General features: G+C 76.3%; 16 protein-coding genes. 13 read left to right on the top strand and 3 right to left on the bottom strand.

The window, feature by feature from the left end:
• Positions 1-136: 136 nt before the first annotated feature.
• Positions 137-1,024, bottom strand: a complete 888-nt coding sequence (locus ACRAKJ_RS09705) for an aminoglycoside phosphotransferase family protein (RefSeq protein ID WP_438922795.1) — start codon at positions 1,022-1,024, stop codon at positions 137-139.
• Positions 1,025-1,075: 51 nt separating this feature from the next.
• Between ACRAKJ_RS09705 and ACRAKJ_RS09700 the strand changes: the two genes are divergently transcribed.
• From ACRAKJ_RS09700 to ACRAKJ_RS09655, 10 genes are all read left to right on the top strand, one after another.
• Complete coding sequence (locus tag ACRAKJ_RS09700; RefSeq protein ID WP_438922794.1) at positions 1,076-2,134, top strand: ATP-binding protein; 1,059 nt, start codon at positions 1,076-1,078, stop codon at positions 2,132-2,134.
• Positions 2,127-3,431: a hypothetical protein gene (locus tag ACRAKJ_RS09695; protein WP_438922793.1), complete on the top strand. Its 1,305-nt coding sequence runs from the start codon at positions 2,127-2,129 to the stop codon at positions 3,429-3,431. The genes ACRAKJ_RS09700 and ACRAKJ_RS09695 overlap by 8 nt, the downstream gene beginning before the upstream one ends.
• Complete coding sequence (locus tag ACRAKJ_RS09690; protein WP_438922792.1) at positions 3,413-4,066, top strand: response regulator; 654 nt, start codon at positions 3,413-3,415, stop codon at positions 4,064-4,066. The genes ACRAKJ_RS09695 and ACRAKJ_RS09690 overlap by 19 nt, the downstream gene beginning before the upstream one ends.
• Before the next feature lie 82 nt (positions 4,067-4,148).
• Positions 4,149-4,799: a hypothetical protein gene (locus ACRAKJ_RS09685; RefSeq protein ID WP_438922791.1), complete on the top strand. Its 651-nt coding sequence runs from the start codon at positions 4,149-4,151 to the stop codon at positions 4,797-4,799.
• Between the two features lie 349 nt (positions 4,800-5,148).
• Positions 5,149-6,471 carry a glycoside hydrolase family 6 protein gene (locus tag ACRAKJ_RS09680; RefSeq protein WP_438922790.1) on the top strand — a complete coding sequence of 441 codons (1,323 nt, stop codon included), beginning with the start codon at positions 5,149-5,151 and terminating at the stop codon, positions 6,469-6,471.
• Positions 6,472-6,522: 51 nt separating this feature from the next.
• Positions 6,523-7,011, top strand: coding sequence for a MarR family transcriptional regulator (locus ACRAKJ_RS09675; RefSeq protein ID WP_438922789.1), 489 nt, complete (start codon positions 6,523-6,525; stop codon positions 7,009-7,011).
• Between the two features lie 128 nt (positions 7,012-7,139).
• A complete protein-coding gene (locus ACRAKJ_RS09670) occupies positions 7,140-7,586 on the top strand; it encodes a TIGR03618 family F420-dependent PPOX class oxidoreductase (protein WP_438922788.1) in 447 nt (148 codons plus the stop codon).
• A 126-nt stretch (positions 7,587-7,712) separates the two neighbouring features.
• Positions 7,713-8,990 (top strand): MFS transporter, encoded by a 1,278-nt coding sequence (locus tag ACRAKJ_RS09665; RefSeq protein WP_438922787.1) that lies wholly within the window; start codon positions 7,713-7,715, stop codon positions 8,988-8,990.
• Entirely contained in the window at positions 8,969-9,376 is a 408-nt protein-coding gene (locus ACRAKJ_RS09660) for a RidA family protein (RefSeq protein ID WP_438922786.1), read from the top strand. The genes ACRAKJ_RS09665 and ACRAKJ_RS09660 overlap by 22 nt, the downstream gene beginning before the upstream one ends.
• A gap of 63 nt (positions 9,377-9,439) precedes the next feature.
• Positions 9,440-9,817: a hypothetical protein gene (locus ACRAKJ_RS09655; protein ID WP_438922785.1), complete on the top strand. Its 378-nt coding sequence runs from the start codon at positions 9,440-9,442 to the stop codon at positions 9,815-9,817.
• 96 nt (positions 9,818-9,913) lie between these two features.
• Here ACRAKJ_RS09655 and ACRAKJ_RS09650 read toward each other — a convergent pair whose 3' ends face one another.
• A complete protein-coding gene (locus ACRAKJ_RS09650; RefSeq protein ID WP_438922784.1) occupies positions 9,914-12,748 on the bottom strand; it encodes a BTAD domain-containing putative transcriptional regulator in 2,835 nt (944 codons plus the stop codon).
• 289 nt (positions 12,749-13,037) lie between these two features.
• On the opposite strand from ACRAKJ_RS09650, the gene ACRAKJ_RS09645 reads away from it, so the two are divergent.
• Both ACRAKJ_RS09645 and ACRAKJ_RS09640 read left to right on the top strand, forming a co-directional pair.
• On the top strand, positions 13,038-13,400 hold the full coding sequence (locus ACRAKJ_RS09645) for a hypothetical protein (RefSeq protein WP_438922783.1): 363 nt from the start codon (positions 13,038-13,040) through the stop codon (positions 13,398-13,400).
• Positions 13,397-13,564, top strand: coding sequence for a hypothetical protein (locus ACRAKJ_RS09640; RefSeq protein WP_438922782.1), 168 nt, complete (start codon positions 13,397-13,399; stop codon positions 13,562-13,564). The genes ACRAKJ_RS09645 and ACRAKJ_RS09640 overlap by 4 nt, the downstream gene beginning before the upstream one ends.
• A 93-nt stretch (positions 13,565-13,657) precedes the next feature.
• Here the strand turns inward: ACRAKJ_RS09640 and ACRAKJ_RS09635 are convergent, their stop codons facing one another.
• Positions 13,658-14,938 carry a COG1470 family protein gene (locus ACRAKJ_RS09635; protein WP_438922781.1) on the bottom strand — a complete coding sequence of 427 codons (1,281 nt, stop codon included), beginning with the start codon at positions 14,936-14,938 and terminating at the stop codon, positions 13,658-13,660.
• A gap of 149 nt (positions 14,939-15,087) precedes the next feature.
• Here ACRAKJ_RS09635 and ACRAKJ_RS09630 point away from each other — a divergent pair, with 149 nt between their 5' ends.
• Positions 15,088-15,711 carry a LuxR C-terminal-related transcriptional regulator gene (locus tag ACRAKJ_RS09630; RefSeq protein ID WP_438922780.1) on the top strand — a complete coding sequence of 208 codons (624 nt, stop codon included), beginning with the start codon at positions 15,088-15,090 and terminating at the stop codon, positions 15,709-15,711.
• Positions 15,712-15,791: the final 80 nt, after the last annotated feature.

Here is a 15,791-nt window from a genome sequence, read left to right as displayed (position 1 = left end):
GGTAGGAACCCGGCCGGTCTCGGCACCTCCGCCGACCGACCGCACCCACCCCCGACGAAAGTCGGGGGTCGACCGTGGCGGCGGGACCCCGCGACGCGCGACCGGTCGGGGACGAGCGGTCCCCGCCCGGCGCGGGTCACACCGGCAGTTCGGCCAGGGCGTCGACGACCGCGGTGACCGACGCGGGTTCGCGCAGCAGGCGCGACCACAGCGCCGCCTCCACCGCCCTGGCCCGCGTCCACCGGCGCACCCGCTCGCGGTCCACCTCCGCCGCCTCGGCGAACTCCGCGATCCGCCGCTCCACCGCCCGGCGCTGGTCCGGTTCGGCGGCCACGGCGGGCCAGTCGCCGCGCAGCAGCGGGAGCAGCTCGAAGGCCGGGTCGCCCACCAGCCCGTCCGGGTCGATGGCCCGCGGCCCCTCGTCGTCGCGCATGACGTTGCCGAGGTGCAGGTCGCCGTGCAGCAGGACGGCGGGCTGATCGGCCGCCAGGTCGCGCGCGTCGGCGACCGCGACGTCCACCACCCGCGCGGGCAGCGGCGCCCCCGACCGCGCCGCGTGCGCGGGCACGTCCGACAGCCACCCCGCCGCCTTCTCCGCCAACGAGGGCAGGCCGGGCGGCGGCGCGACGGCCAGTCTGCGGACGAGCCGGCCCACCGCGGTGAACGGGGCGGGGTCGGGCTCCGCCACGGGTTCCAGGCGCTCCAGCAGCATGGCGAACCGGGCGTCGTCGCGCTCCAGCAGCCGCACCGCGCCGTCACCGTCCCACGCCGCCAGGGCGACGGGCTCCGCGGCGTTGCGCGGGGTCGGGAACCCCAGCTTCAGCACCACCCGCGTCCCGTCCGCCCGAACCGCGGGGATCACCACCCCGACGAAACCGTGCATCACCGGCCCGGACGCGGTGCAGGACCAGCGGTCCAGGAACTCGGCGGCCGACGCGGGCAGCCCCTCGACCCACCGCTTGCCCGCCTCGCCCTCGCGACCGGTGATGGCCTCGGCGAACGCCGGTGGGACTGTCGTGGTCACCCCGCCACGGTACTGATCGCGAACGGCTCCGGGGCCGGTTAGGGTCTGGGCGTGCGCGGGCCGGTGGAGGAGGGGTTCCTGGCCGCCGTCGCGCGGTTCGCCGGGCCGGTGCGCGGGGTCGGGGTGGTGCTGCTCAGCGCGTTCGGCGTGCTCTCGGTGCCCGGTGACGGGGTGCTGCTCGCGCTCGCCGTGCTCGGCGTGGTGCTGCTCGGGGCGGTGGCGGACTTCGCCGGGCCGCGGGTGGCGTTCGTGCCCGCGCTGGTGCGCGTGGTGGCGGTGTGCGCGGTGCAGGGGTGGGTCGGCGGCAGCGGGCAGTGGGCGCTCAACGTGCTGACCACGTCCGCCGTGACGCTCCAGTGGGAGTGGTCGCCCCGGGTCACGGTGCCCGTCACGGCGGCGCTGCTGGTCGCGCACGGTTCGCTGGTCGGCTGGGACGGCACGGCCGTGCTGCGGGTCGTGGTGGAGTGCGCCCTGGCCCGGGCGGCGTTCGCGCTGCTGCGGCGGTCCACCCGGCGGGTGGACGAGGTGCGGGCCCGGCGGGCGGCGGCGACGCGGGCCGAGGCGGTCGCGGTGGAGCGGCGCAGGCGGGAGCGCGAGTACCTGGCGCTGCTGCACGACACGGCGTCGGCGACGTTCCTCGTGGTCGCGGTGGGTGGCGCGGAGCCGGCGGCGGTCGCGGGGTACGCGCGGCGCGACCTGGACCTGCTGACCGGGGGCGGAGGGGTGCCGCGCGAGAGCGTCGTGGACGTCGGAGCGGCGGTGCGGGCCGTGGTGGAGCGCTCGCCGCTGCGGGTGGAAACCTCCCTGGACAAGGTGCTGGTGCCGCCGTCGGTGGCGTTGGCGCTGGTCCGGGCGGTGCGGGAGGCGTTGCTCAACGTCGAGCGGCACGCCGGGGCGGACGACGCGTCGGTGGCGGTCGTGGCGCTCGCGGACGGCGTGGTGGTGACCGTGCGCGACGCGGGGCGCGGGTTCGACGTGGGCGCGGTGTCCGAGCACCGGCGCGGCATCCGGGGTTCGGTGGTCGAGCGGGTGGCGGCGGTCGGCGGGCGCGCGGAGGTCGTGTCGGGGCCCGGCGGCACGGTGGTGCGGATGACGTGGTCGCGTGGCTGACACCGACGCCGAGGTGATCGCGAGCCTGCGGCTGGTGCTGCTGGCCGTGACGGCGATCGTGCAGGTCAGCCTGAGCACCTTGCCGCTGGTGAGCTACCCGCACGGGGTGGGCGCGGCGGTCGGGTCCGCCGTGCTCGGCCTGGTCACGGCGGTGTGCGCGGTGTGGGTGGTGCGCCGCAGGCCGCTGCCCGGCCCCGTGGTGGCGGTCGGCACGGCCGCCGTGCTCGCCGCCTCGGTCGCGGCCACGGACGCGCTCCCCGAGGACGGCCACTTCGAGGCCGCGCACTGGTCGTTCGGCCTGGTCGGCTGGCACCTGCTGGTGCTGCTGCTCGACCGGGTGCCGCTGCTGCTCACCGCCCTGGGCGCACACACCGCGCTCAACGCGGCGCAGTTCGCGCTGGCCGGGTCGCCGGACCGGGAGGAGGTGGGCAGCGCGGGCGTGGTCGTGCTCAGCGTCACCAGCTTCCAGCTCGGCGTGCTGGTCCTGACCCGGGTCCTGGTGCGCACCGCCCGGCAGGCCGCCGAGGCCGCCGCGGAGCAGGAGCGCGCCGAGACCCGCACCGCCATGGCCCGGCAGTGGGAGGAGGACCTGCGCGCGGGGTTCGCCGGGCAGCTCGGCGCCACCGTGCCGCTGCTGGCGGACCTGGCGGACGGCGTGCTCGACCCGCGCGACGACGAGACGCGGTCGCGGTGCGCGCTCGCCGCCACCCAGCTGCGCCGGCTGTTCGCCGAGAACGACGACGTGCCCGACCCGCTGGTGCACGAGGTCAAGGCGTGCGTGCACATCGCCGAACGGCGGGGGCTGGTGGTGTCGCTGGCGGTCAGCGGGGCCCCGGTGCCGGTGCCGACGGACGTGCGGCGGGAGCTGACCGGGCCGGTGGCGGTGGCGCTGTCGGTGGCGCGGGAGAGGGCCCGGGTGAGCCTGCTGCGGACCGGGGCGGAGGTGCGGGTGGCGGTGATCACCGACGTGGGCGGCGGATCGGGTACCGACGTGGGCGGCGGATCGGGTACCGGCGCGGGCGGCGGATCGGGCTCCGACGTGGGCGGCGGGTCAGGCGGCGGAGTGGGTGCCGGCGCGGGCGGCGGAACGGGCACTGGCGCGGGTGGCGGATCGGGTGCCGGTGCGGACGGCGGAACGGGTGTCGGCGGTCCGGGTGACGGGACGTGTGACGAACAGGACACCGCTGGGGGCGACGGATCGGCTGATCGGGGAACCGCGACGGCCCGCGTCGTGGTCGAACGGGGCACGTACGGTGGGCAGGCGCGGATGGAGGCCAGATGGCGGACGAGCAGCTGACCGCGGTCGTCGTGGACGACCACCCGGCGGTGCGCGCGGGGGTCGCCTACTGGCTGTCGTCGGGTGTTCCGCCGATCACCGTGGTGGCCGCGGGCGAGGACGTGCGGGTGGCGTGGCTGGGCGAGGGCGCGGGGGCCGACGTGGTGATCCTCGACCTGCACCTGGGCGGTCCGACGCCGGCGCTGGGCGACCTGCGGCGGCTCGCGGAGGCGGGGCGGCGGGTCGTCGTGTACTCGATGCGCGCCGACGACGACATCGCGCTCCAGTGCCTCGAACTGGGCGCGCTGTGCTACCTGACCAAGGCCGAGGGCGCCGACCACCTGGTGCAGGCGACCCGGGCCGCGGCCGAGGGGCGGCCGTACACGCCGCCGTCGCTGGCGGGGGCGCTCGCGGGCGACCGGTCCGACCACCGGCCCGCGCTGTCGGCGCGCGAGGTCGAGGTGCTGGTCGAGTGGTTCCAGTCCGAGTCGAAGGACTTCGTGGCGCAGCGCCTGGGCATCTCGCTGAGCACGGTCAACTCGCACCTGGAGCGCATCCGGATCAAGTACGCCCTGATCGGGCGGGAGGCGCCGACCAAGGCGGCGCTGGTGGCGCGGGCCATCCAGGACGGCCTGATCGGCGTGGACGACCTCTGAGCGGTCCTGTGGTGCGAACGACCGACGCGGGGTTGCTCCGGACGGAGCTAGCGTCGCCGTGCCGCCCACCCGAGGAGTTGCCTTGACGCACGCCCGCACGGCCTCGATCACCGCCGCCTGCGCGGCCGTCCTGCTGCTGTCGGCGTGCGGTGGCGACACGGAGGGCACCGCGGTGTCCGCCCCGGCGGGCGACACGACGTCCGCGACCACGAGCGCGTCGACGAGCGGCAGCACGTCCGCGAAGGCGAGCGCGTCGGCCGCCGCGGACGCCCCGACCGGTGACGTGACCGCGCCCGGCGCGAAGCTCGACGTCGGCGAGCGCGCGGTCGTGCCGTTCAAGTACGGCACGGACAAGAACGGCACCCTCGGGGTCACGGTCAGCGCGATCGAGCAGGGCGACAACGCGGACCTGGCGAAGTTCGGCGACAAGGCCAAGGGCATCACGCCGTTCTACATCCGGGTGACGGTGGAGAACCTCGGCGGCACGGACCTGTCCTACAGCTCGCTGAGCCTGCGCGGCCTCGGCGACGACGGCAAGGGCACCGGCGTGATCATCAGCGGCGAGACGGACAAGTGCGAGTCCGAGAGCGCGCCGCGCGACTTCACCACCGCGGGCGCGAAGTACGAGACGTGCGTGCTGTCGGCCGCCCGCGAGGGGTCGAAGGTCTCGGGCGCGAGCTTCGACAAGGGCGGCGACGCCTACGTGGACGACCCGGTGGTCTGGCGGTCCTGACCCCCGGCAGGACCGGTCGGGACCGCGGTCGGGACCGGGCGACCGCCGCCACGAGCCCCGGCACGACGTGGAGGGCCGGCCGCCACCCCGGCGCGAGGGCGGCCTCGGCGACGGCGTCGTGGACGGTGATGGCGGCCTCCCCGGGTCGGTGCGCGCGACGATCATCCCGCCCGCCACCACCGGTTTTCCGGTCGGTGGCGGCGGGCGGTGGCAGCGCGACCGGTGGCAGCGCGACCGGTGGCGGGGTGCGGTGACGGCGCGGGCGGTGGCGGCCGTTCGGGGCCGGCGGGGGGTGCGTGGCGCGGTACCGTGGACGCACACCGCCTCCGTTCGACCCGGAGGTCGCCGCATGTCCGTCACGCGTCCCGCGCTCCACCTCGCCGCCGCCCTCGCGCTCGTCGCGGGCCTGGTCGGCGCACCGACCGCCACCGCCACCACCCGTGCCGACAACCCGTACGCCGGGGCGCGGGCGTACGTGGACCCGGAGTGGTCCGCCCGCGCCGCCGCCGAACCCGGTGGGGCCGCCGTCGCCGGCGAGCCGACCGCCGTGTGGCTGGACAGCATCGCCTCCGTGCACGGCCGGCACGGCCGGATGGGCCTGCGCGACCACCTCGACGAGGCGCTGCGCCAGGGCGCCGACCTCGTCCAGCTCGTGCTGCACGACGCGCCGGGCCGCGACTGCGGGCGGCTGTCGACGAACGGCGAGCTGGGCCCGGACGACCTGCCGCGCTACCGCGCCGAGTTCGTCGACCCGATCGCGGAGGTGCTGGGCGACCCGGCGTACGCGGGCCTGCGGGTCGTCGCCGTGGTCGAGCCGCACGCGCTGGGGTTCCTGGTCACGCACGTGGGGTCCGCGAACGACGCCACGCCGCTCTGCGAGCGGGTGAAGGCGAACGGCGCGTACACGGGCGCGGTCGGCCACGCGCTGGCCAGGCTCGGCGAGCTCGACAACACCTACTCCTACCTCGACATCGGCCACCACGGGTCGCTGGGCTGGGCGGACCACCGCCGGCCGCTGACCGACGTGCTGCTCCGGGCGGCGAACGCGGCGGGCAGCACGCCGACGGACGTGCACGGGTTCGTGGTGAACACGGCGAACTACTCGGTGCTGCGCGAGGAGTTCATCACCAGGACCACCATCGCGGGCCAGCCGATCCTCCAGACCAGGTGGGTGGACTGGAACCCGTTCCTCGACGAGCTGTCCTACGCGGACGCCGTGCGGCGCGGGCTGGTGGCGGCCGGGTTCCGGGCGGGCGCGGGCGTGGTGGTCGACACGTCGCGCAACGGCTGGGGCGGGGCCGCGCGGCCGACCGGACCGGGGCCGGAGACGAACGTCGACGCGTACGTGGACGGCGGGCGGCTCGACCGGCGGCTGCGGATCGGCAACTGGTGCAACCAGGTGGGCGCGGGCCTGGGCGAGTCGCCGACCGCGTCCCCCGCGCCGGACGTGGACGCCTACGCGTGGCTGAAGCGGCCGGGCGAGTCGGACGGGGCGAGCATCCCGGTCCCGACCGGCGAGGAGAACTTCGACCGGATGTGCGACCCGACCTACACCGGGCAGCCGGACGCGACGCCCGACCCGACCGGGGCGCGCCCGGACTCGCCGCCCGCCGGTCGGTGGGACCCGGCCCAGTTCCGCGACCTGCTGCGCAACGCCCACCCGCCCCGGTAATACCGTCCCGTGACGGACGATCCGGATCGGGACGAGTCGTAGACTGGGGCCATGTCCGCCACGGCCCCCGCGCGCACCGAGCCCGACCTGTCGTTCCTGCTGGACCGCACCGGCCACGTGCTGCGCACGCGGGTCGCCGCGGCCCTGGCCGAGATCGGCCTGACCGCGCGCATGCACTGCGTGCTGGTGCACGCCCTGGAGGAGGAGCGCACGCAGGTCCGGCTCGCCGAACTGGGCGACATGGACAAGACCACCATGGTCGTCACGGTCGACGCGCTGGAGGCGGCGGGCCTGGCCGAGCGCCGACCGTCGACCACCGACCGGCGCGCCCGGATCGTCTCCGTGACCGAGAAGGGGGCCGAGGTCGCCGCGCGGAGCCGGCGGATCGTCGACGGCGTGCACCGCGACGCCCTCGGCGCGCTGCCCGACGACGAGCGCGAGGTGCTGCTGCGCGCGTTGGACCGGCTGGCCACCGGCCACCTGTCCACCCCGGTCGAGGCCCCGGCGACCGCCCGCCGGGCCCGCGAGCGCAGCAAGTAATCCTGAAACAGATCGTCTACAACGGTACTATCTGCTACGGTTCCTCCTGTCACCGCTCGGGCGGGAGGGACCGTGCCGTCCGTCCCGCACGACGACCGGTGACCCCGGAACCGTTGGAAGGACACGACGTGAGCGACGACCGCCCCACCCCGCGGACCCTGACCACCGACGAGGTGACCGACCTGCTCGCCGCGCACCGGTTCGGCGTGCTCGCCACCGTGAAGCGCAGCGGCCACCCGCACCTGACGACCGTCGCCTACGACTGGCGGGACGGCGTGGCCCGCGTGTCGACCACGGCGGACCGGGTCAAGGCCCGGCAGGTCCAGGCCGACCCGAGGGTGGCGCTGCACGTGAGCCCGGACGTGTGGTCGTTCGCGGTCGTGGAGGGCGACGCCGAGGTGTCCGCGCCGAGCGCCGAGCCCGGTGACGCGGTGGGGCTCGAACTGCTCGGCATGACGCCGGGGTTCGCCGACCCGGCCGAGGAGCGCGCGTTCCTGGTGGAGCAGGTGCGCGAGCGGCGGGTGGTGATCAGGCTGCGCGCGGCGAAGCTGTACGGCACGAAGCTCGACGTGTGAGGAGCGGCACGCCGGTCGCGGAATGCCCCCGCCCGTAAAATCGTTTCAGCAGCTGATCGAGTTTCAGGGAAGCCCAAGGGGTCCGGTCACCGTCGACGCGGGACACGGTGACAGGAGCGATCGCGCATGACCACGACCGTCGAGCGGACGGCCGCCCCCCGGACGAGCGGCGCCACCGCCGCGATGAGCGCCATGGCGCTCGGCGGGTTCGCCATCGGCACCACCGAGTTCGCGACCATGGGCCTGCTGCCGCAGGTGGCGGACACGTTCGACATCTCCATCCCGACCGCCGGCCACGCGATCAGCCTCTACGCGCTCGGCGTCGTGGTCGGGGCCCCGCTGATCGCGGGGCTCGCCGCGAAGCTGCCGCGCAAGGGCCTGCTGATCGCGCTCACCGTCGCCCTCGCCGTCGGCAACGGGCTGTCGGCGCTGGCCCCCAACACCACGCTGCTGATGGTGTCCCGGTTCGTGGCGGGCCTGCCGCACGGCGCGTTCTTCGGCATCGCGGCCGTGGTCGCCACGACGCTCGTCGCGCCGGAGCGGCGCGGCACCGCGGTCGCCCGGATCATGGTCGGCCTGACCGTGGCCAACCTGGTGGGCGTGCCCGTGGTGACCGCCGCCGGGCAGCAGATCGGCTGGCGGGTGGCGTACCTGGCGGTGTCGGTGATCGCCCTGGTCACGACGCTGTCGCTGGCGCGGTGGCTGCCCCGCATCCCGGCCGCGCAGGACGCGGGCGTGGCCGCCGAGCTGCGCGCGTTCCGCCGTCCCCAGGTGTGGTTCGCGCTGGTCACCGGCATGATCGGGTTCGGCGGCATGTTCGCCGTCTACTCCTACATCTCGCCGATCACGACCGAGGTGACCGGGCTGTCGAGCACGGCCGTGCCGTGGGCGCTGGCGACCTTCGGCCTGGGCATGACGCTCGGCGCGATGACCGGCGGCCGGTTCATCGACCGGTCCGTGATGGGCAGCGTGTTCGGCGGGCTGGTCGTGACCGCCGCCGTGCTGGTGGCGTTCGCGCTGACCGCGACGGTGGCGGTGCTCGCGTTCGTCCTCGTGTTCCTGCTGGGGTACGTGACGCAGGTGCTCGCCGCCGCGCTCCAGGTGCGGCTGATGGACGCCTCGCCGGACGCGCCGTCGCTGGCCTCGTCGTCCAACCACGCGGCGCTCAACCTCGCCAACGGCGCGGGCGCGTGGCTGGGCGGGCTCGCCATCGCGGCGGGCTGGGGCTTCACCTCGACCGCGTGGGTGGGCGTGGCGCTGAGCCTGGCCGGGCTGGCCGTGGCCGGGCTGTCGGTCGTGGTGGAGCGCCGCGCGGCGGCGCGCGTGCCGGGGTACGTGCCCGCCACCCAGGCTTCGGGTACCCGTCCAGCGGAAGGAGCGCCGTGCCCCCGGCCGTCAGGTTGATCCGCTCGCCCCGGTTGTCCGACGTCGCCGAGTACGCCTACGCGGCCACCGCGCCCGCCGGCGCGCGGCTGGTCTTCCTGGCCGGCGCGTGCCCGCTCGACGAGCACGGGAACACGGTCGGGGCCGGCGACTACGCCGCCCAGGCCGCGCAGGCCGTGCGGAACATGCGCGTCGCGCTGGAGGACGCGGGTGCCGGGATCGAGGACGTGATCAGCACGCGCGTGCTCGTCGCCTCCACCCGGCAGGCGGACCTGGTGACGGCGTGGGAGGTGGTGCGCGCGGCGTTCGGCGACCACGACGTGCCCAGCACCCTGTTCGGCGTCACCGTGCTCGGGTACGACGACCAGCTGGTCGAGATCGAGGCCGTCGCCGCCGTCGTGGACTGAACCGCGGGTGCGCGGCGCCCACCTCGGCGTCGGCCGGGGGACCGCTGATCTAGCATCCGGGACGTGGACCGAACGCGCCTGGGCGCTTGGACGACCCTGATCCTGGCGGTGCTCCACGCACTGTCCGCCCTGCTCAGCGGGGTCTCGGTGGAGCTGGTGGGGCTCGCGCTCGCGGTCAACGCCGCGGCTGCCGCCTCGGCGGTGTGGCTGCTGCGCCGCCCCGGGCGCAACCGGTGGCCGCTGACCGCGTGGACGGCGGGCTTCTTCGGCTGGCACGCCACGGGCCTGGTCACCCTGGCCGGGCTGGTCACCACCGACCTGGACGCCGTGTTCACGGTCGCGGACGACGCCCGCCTGTCGACGCTGTACCAGGCGGTGCTCACCACGGCGGCGGCGTTCGCGGTCCACTTCCTGCTCCCCCGCCCGGCGGGCCGATCCTGACCGCAGGCGGACCCGGCCGCCGAGGTGCCCCTGCCCGACCCGTACCGGCGGTGGTGGTGCTGCTCGCCGTGCGGGTGAACCCGATCGGCGCGGACGTCAGCACGTCCCGGGACACCTGAGCCGCGGACCCGCGGCGTCGGCGGGCCCGTGGCGGCGCGCCCGGCGGTGGCGCACGGGGCGGGGCGGGGTCCGGTGGGGCGGCGGTTCCTCCGCCTCGGCCGGCCGGTGGAGGCGGAGCGTGAACACCCGGTTGTCGAGCAGGTCCGGGCGCAGCGCCACCAGCTCGGGCCGCCGGGGCCGGGCGTGGGCGTCGTCGCCCCGGCGCGGCGCCTGGCCGTGGTCGCGGCGGATCGGGTGCGGTGGGCGCGGGTTCAGCGGCCCTTCCTGGCCCGACGGGGCGGACGGGCCGAAGGGGGCGGACGGGCCGAACGGGGCGGACGGGGCGGACGGGCCGGTCAGGTGCGCCGGTGACGACGGGTGGTGGACGCGCCGGGCCGCCGGCAGGTCGGGCGCGGCCGGTCCCCCGTCCGGGCCGGGGGTCGCGCAGGGCCGTGCGGCGGCCAGCAGGTGGCGCACCTCGGCGACGTCGGCCGGGTCGGTGGCCACGGCCAGCGCGCGCAGCGCCGCGTCCACCGGGTCGCGTCCCAGGCGGGACAGCGCGCGGACGAGCGCCACCAGCACGGTCGCGCGCTGCCCGGCGTCGGCGGGCTCGGTGTCGGCCGCCCGCGCCAGCAGGTCGGCGGCGGCCCTCGGCGCGTGCTCGACCAGGGCCGCGTGGTGGTCCACCAGCCAGCCCAGCACCCAGGCGTCCACCGGGACGGGTTCGGTGACGAGGTGCCCGGCGACGCGCTCCACCGGCGCCCCGGCCGCGGCCAGCGCCTCGGCCGCCTGCCGGTGCAGGGCCGTGCGCACCGGCGCGGACAGGCCCTCGTGCAGCGCCATCCGCAGGTAGGGGTGGCGGAACGCCAGGTGCTCGCCCGCCTCGACCACGACGGAGGCGGCGACGGCCTCGTCCAGGAGGCACGCGAGGTCGATCACCGACCGGCCGGTCACCGCGGCCAGGTCGGGCACCCGGAACTCGACGCCGAGCAGCGCCGCGGACCGCAGCACGTCGCGGGCCGGCGGGGTGAGGGCGTCGAGCGACCGGCTCACCGCGGACAGCAGCGACGGCGGCACCTCGCCGGCCGTGGCCGCGTCGACGTCGGCGACACCGCCCACGACCCGGACCGCGCCGCGCCGCACCAGGGACTGCGCGGCCTCCCGCAGGTACAGCGGGTTGCCCGCGGCGCGCTCGGCGACCCCGCGCAGCGCGTCGCCGGGCCGCGCGCCGACGACGTGGCCGACCAGCTCCTCCGCCTCGTCGGCGGCGAGCGGCTCCAGCGCCAGCACGTGACCCCGCCGCGCCTCCACGCCGCGCCGCACGCCGGCCAGCGCGCGCCGGCCGGGGTCGGGCCGGGAGGCGGCGACCAGCAGCAGCGGCAGCCTGCTGGTGGCGGCGACGAGCCGGTGCCACAGCACGAGGCTCGCCTCGTCGGCCCACTGGAGGTCGTCGACGACCAGCACCAGGGGCGAGCGGGCGCACGTGCGGTCGACGAGCGCGAGCAGCCGGTCCACGGCGGCCGTCACCGGGTCGGTGGCCCAGCCGGTCGCCGGGTCGGCGGTGACGGGGTCGGGTGCGGTGGGCGCGACGTCCAGGCACTCCATGACGACGTGCAGGGGGAACCTCATGCCCAGCTCGTCGGCGGCGGCCCAGCCGACCTGGCAGCCGCGGTCGGCGGCGTCGGCCAGGGAGCGGGCCAGCAGCGCGGACTTGCCGATGCCGGGTTCGCCCTCCACCCACACCACCGAGCCGCGGCCGTCGAGCACGTCGGCGACGAGGGAGCGCAGCAGCGCCGTCTCCACGCGCCGGCCGACGAACGCGGCGGAAGCGGGAGCGGAGGCGGAGGCGGAGGCGGGGGCAAGAGCGGCGGAGGCGGCCAGGACGCGGGGCGGGATCACGACCAGGCGCCGGTCGTGGTCGGGGGTGGGAGGGGGGTTCGGGGAGGTGACGCGGGGAGCGGCGGCGGGCCGGAGGTCGGCGCGCGGGAGGTCCGCGCGCCGTGAGTCGGCCGGCTGGAGATCCGCGCGTCGGGAGTTAATGCGCGGGAGGTCCGCGCGCCGGGAGTCGGTGCGCGGGAGGTCGGTGCCGTCGAGGATCACCCGCTGGAGTTCGCGCAGCCCGGGTCCGGGCTCGATGCCCTGGTCCGCGACCAGCGCGCGCCGCGCCTCCCGGTAGGCGTCCAGCGCCTCCGCGTGCCGCCCGGCCCGGTGCAGGGCCAGCATCAGCAGCTCGCGCAGCGATTCCCGCCACGGGTGCTCGCCGACCAGCGCGCCCACCTCGGCGACCACCTCGGCGTGCTCGCCCAGCTCCAGCGCGGCCCTCGCCCGCGCCTCCGCGGCGCCCACCCGCAGCTCGCCCAGCCGCCGCCGCTCCGCCTCGGCGAAGGGACCCGCCACCCCGTCGTACGCCCCGCCGCGCCACAGGCCCAGCGCGGCGTCCAGCACGTCCTTGGCGCGCGCCCACTCCCCCGCCGCCAGCAGCCGCTGCCCCTCGACCCGGCCGCGGTCGAACACGGCCGCGTCGAGCGCGTCCTCGGCCAGCCCCAGCGAGTAGCCCGCCGACCGCGACACCAGCACGTGCCTGGCCGGCCCGAGCGCCCGGCGCAGCCCGGACACGTAGGTGTGCAGGCTGCCGACCGCGCCGGCCGGCGCGGCGTCCCCCCAGACGCCGTCGACCAGCTCCTCCCGCGACACCACCCGGTTCGCCCGGCCGGCCAGCACCGCGAACACCGTCCGCTGCCGGGCCGCCCCCAGGCCGCGCTCCGCGTCCCCGAGCCAGGCCCGCACCGGCCCCAGCAACCGCACCCGCAGCGCGTCGTCGTCGATCGGCATCCCGTCGCCTCCCCCCGCTCGTCCTACGCAGCATGGCCACGCACGGTGGGTCCACACGGTTCAGAATCCAGAGGGTTTCACCCGTTCGGACGATCTTGGCGGATGGGTCGCGGTGGATCGACAGGTCGGTGACAGGTACGGACGGGCAGACCTGCGCCCGCGACCTGTACCCGCGCCCCCGCACGTGGTGGGCTCGGGTCGTCAACTGGTGAGGGCTCCCGGAGGAGCGGCGCCCCGGTTCCCGTACGGAGGTGCGATGATTGTGCGGCCCGACGGGGACGGAAGTCGCGTGGCGGACGGTTCCACGCGGGAGAGGTTCGCGGGCGACCTGTTCCTCGACCTGGCCGACAAGGGGTGGCTGGTGGTCGAGCGGGGCGAGGCCGAGCGGGTCGTCGCCGAGCTGCTGCGCACCCTGGAGGTCGTCCGGTCCCGCGTGCAGCGGCTGGAGGTGTCGCGCCGGCTGCGCGAGGCGTCCGTGGACGACCTCTCGCCGGACGTGGCCCAGTTCGCGGTCGACATGGTGTTCGCCGAGCAGGTGACCGCGGGCACGTGGGAACGCGCGCTCGTCGAGCTGCCCAAGTACGTGGAGGCGTTCCGGATCGCCGCGCGCAACGCCGAACGGGCGAGCGCCGAACGAGCCCGCGAGCGGTGAGCAGGCCGGAGGGGATCGCCACCTCGGACCTGTGCGCCGAGCTGACGGCGGCGGGCGTCGAGCTCCAGCGGTACCGCACCCTGGGGGACGACGCGACCGCCGACCTGATGCTGGCGTGGATCGACGCCCTGCTCGACGAGTGGAACCGCCGCGCGGGCTGGTGAGCACAGCGCCGGCCGTCGACCCCCGGAGGGGTGTGGACGGCCGGCGAGGGGTGCGCCCGCGCGGTCGAGCCGCTGCCGGGCGCCCCCTCCGCGTCAGGGCAGGTCGGCCAGCACACCGCTGACGTTGAGCAGCTGCGCGCACCCCGACGCCTGCTGGCCGCTCGCGGGCGTGCCCGGCTTGGCGCAGGTCACCGCGGCGGTGACGGTGCCGTTCTCCGGGATGTCGATGGGCGTCACCCAGTGGTAGTCCTGGTTGCGGAACGTCTCCAGGGCGATCGTGGTGATGGTGCGCTCGCCGAACGCGATGGTGAGCACGCCCTCGTCGCCCTGGTGGTTGGCCAGCACGATGTCGCTGATGTGGAACATCTTGCCGTCGGGCACCACGTACGTGCCGGTGGCCTGCTGGCCGGGCGCGGTGGTGACCTGGATGGTGGCGGAGCCCTGCCGACCGGGGCCGAACGCCGTGCCCTGCCCCTGTCCCTGTCCCTGTCCCCGCTGGCCCGGCTGGGCCTGGCCCTCGCCCTGCCCCTGGCCCTGGCCCTGGCCCTGCGGCTGGTCCGCCGGGGGCGCCTGGGCGTCGCCCGCCTGCGCGATCTCCTGCGCCCGCTCGTCGGTGGCCTCGCGGGCCGCGCTGCGCACCGCCGGGCGCACCAGGAACAGCCACAGCAGCAGCAGCGCCAGCAGCGCCGCGAGCACGGACAGCAGCCAGCGGGCCAGGACCGGCAGCTGCACCAGCTCCGCCGCCAGGTCGTGCTCGTGCCGCTCCTCCGCGGCGAGCGCGACGACCTCCAGCCGCACGGGCCACACCAGGGGCTTGCCGAACCACAGCAGCTTGGCCACCCGCACGCGCAGTTCGAGGTCCGCCTGACCGCCCGGTTCCACTGTGGACGGACGCGGGGGCGTGGCGTACCGGAGGTGGTCGTCCTTCTCCGGCACGGCGACGGTCACCGACACCGGCGTGTTGCCCTCGTTGCGCACCTCGACGCGGTAGCGGGCGCTGCGCCAGGCGCGGCGGCGCCGGGGCACGACCCGGACGCGCTGCGCGGCGAACGGCGCGACCACGACGGTGGTCTCGGTGACCACCGCCGAGTCCGGCCGCTCGACGGGCAGCACGCGCACCGCCAGCGGCACCTCGCCCGCGCGCACCAGGGGTGAGCGCGGTGGCCGCAGCACCAGGGAAACCTGCTCGGACGTGCCGGGGAACAGCGAGAGCCGCCCCGGTTCGACGGTGGTCCACGGGGCGCAGTCGCCCACCACCTCGAACTCGTACGCCTCGACGATGTCGCTGTCGTTGCGCACCGTCATCGTGGTGCGGGTCTCCTGACCGGGCGTGACGCCCACGGTGGGGAGACCGAACTCGGTCGTTGTGGTCACCCGGCGAACCGTAGGGAGGTGAAATCCCGGGCCGGCAGGGAGAAAAGGGCACGGTGCGGGCAATCCCGTGCACCGGGAACCCCGTGCCGCTGCCCGTGCGCCCACCCCGCCAGCACGATGGTGGCACGACGGTGTTCAGGAGGGGTGCCATGAGCAGAATCCCGGTGGCCGTGTACGCCGAGGACCCGGTGCTGCGGGTCGGCGTCACCCAGCAGCTGCGCCCGCGGCCCGAGGTGGAGGTGCTGCGGCCGGACGAGGAGTCCCGCGCGGTCGTGGCCCTGGTGGTCGTGGACCAGGTCGACGAGGGCACGTCCCGGCTGCTGCGCCGCCTGAGGCACGCGGAGGAGACGCGCACCGGCCTGGTGGTGGGGCGCTTCGACCACGACTCGTTGCAGACCACGATCGACTGCGGCGTCGCGGGCGTGCTGCGGCGCGCGGAGGCCGACCAGGACCACCTGGTGCGCCTGGTGACCGCGCTGGCGCGCGGCGAGTCGGTGCTGCCGGGCGACCTGCTGGGCAGGCTGCTGGACCACGTGGGCCGGTTGCAGCGCAGCGTGCTGGACCCGAACGGGCCGTCGCTGTCCACGCTGACCCCGCGCGAGGCGGACATGCTGCGGCTGGTGGCCGAGGGTTTCGACACCGCCGAGATCGCGGCGAAGACGTCGTTCTCCGAGCGGACGGTCAAGAACGTGCTGCACGAGGTCGCCACGAGGCTCCACCTGCGCAACCGCGCGCACGCCGTCGGTTTCGCCATGCGGCACGGCCTGATCTGACCGGGTTGCCCGAACGGGCCACCGGTCTTCCCGCGTCGTGCCCGCCGGGACCTCGGTGCGGCGGCCCGTTCCCGACGACG

Source organism: Saccharothrix sp. DSM 118769 (genome assembly GCF_052936295.1).
Note: the sequence above shows the minus strand (reverse complement) of the source record. Positions and strands in the feature narration are given on the sequence as shown.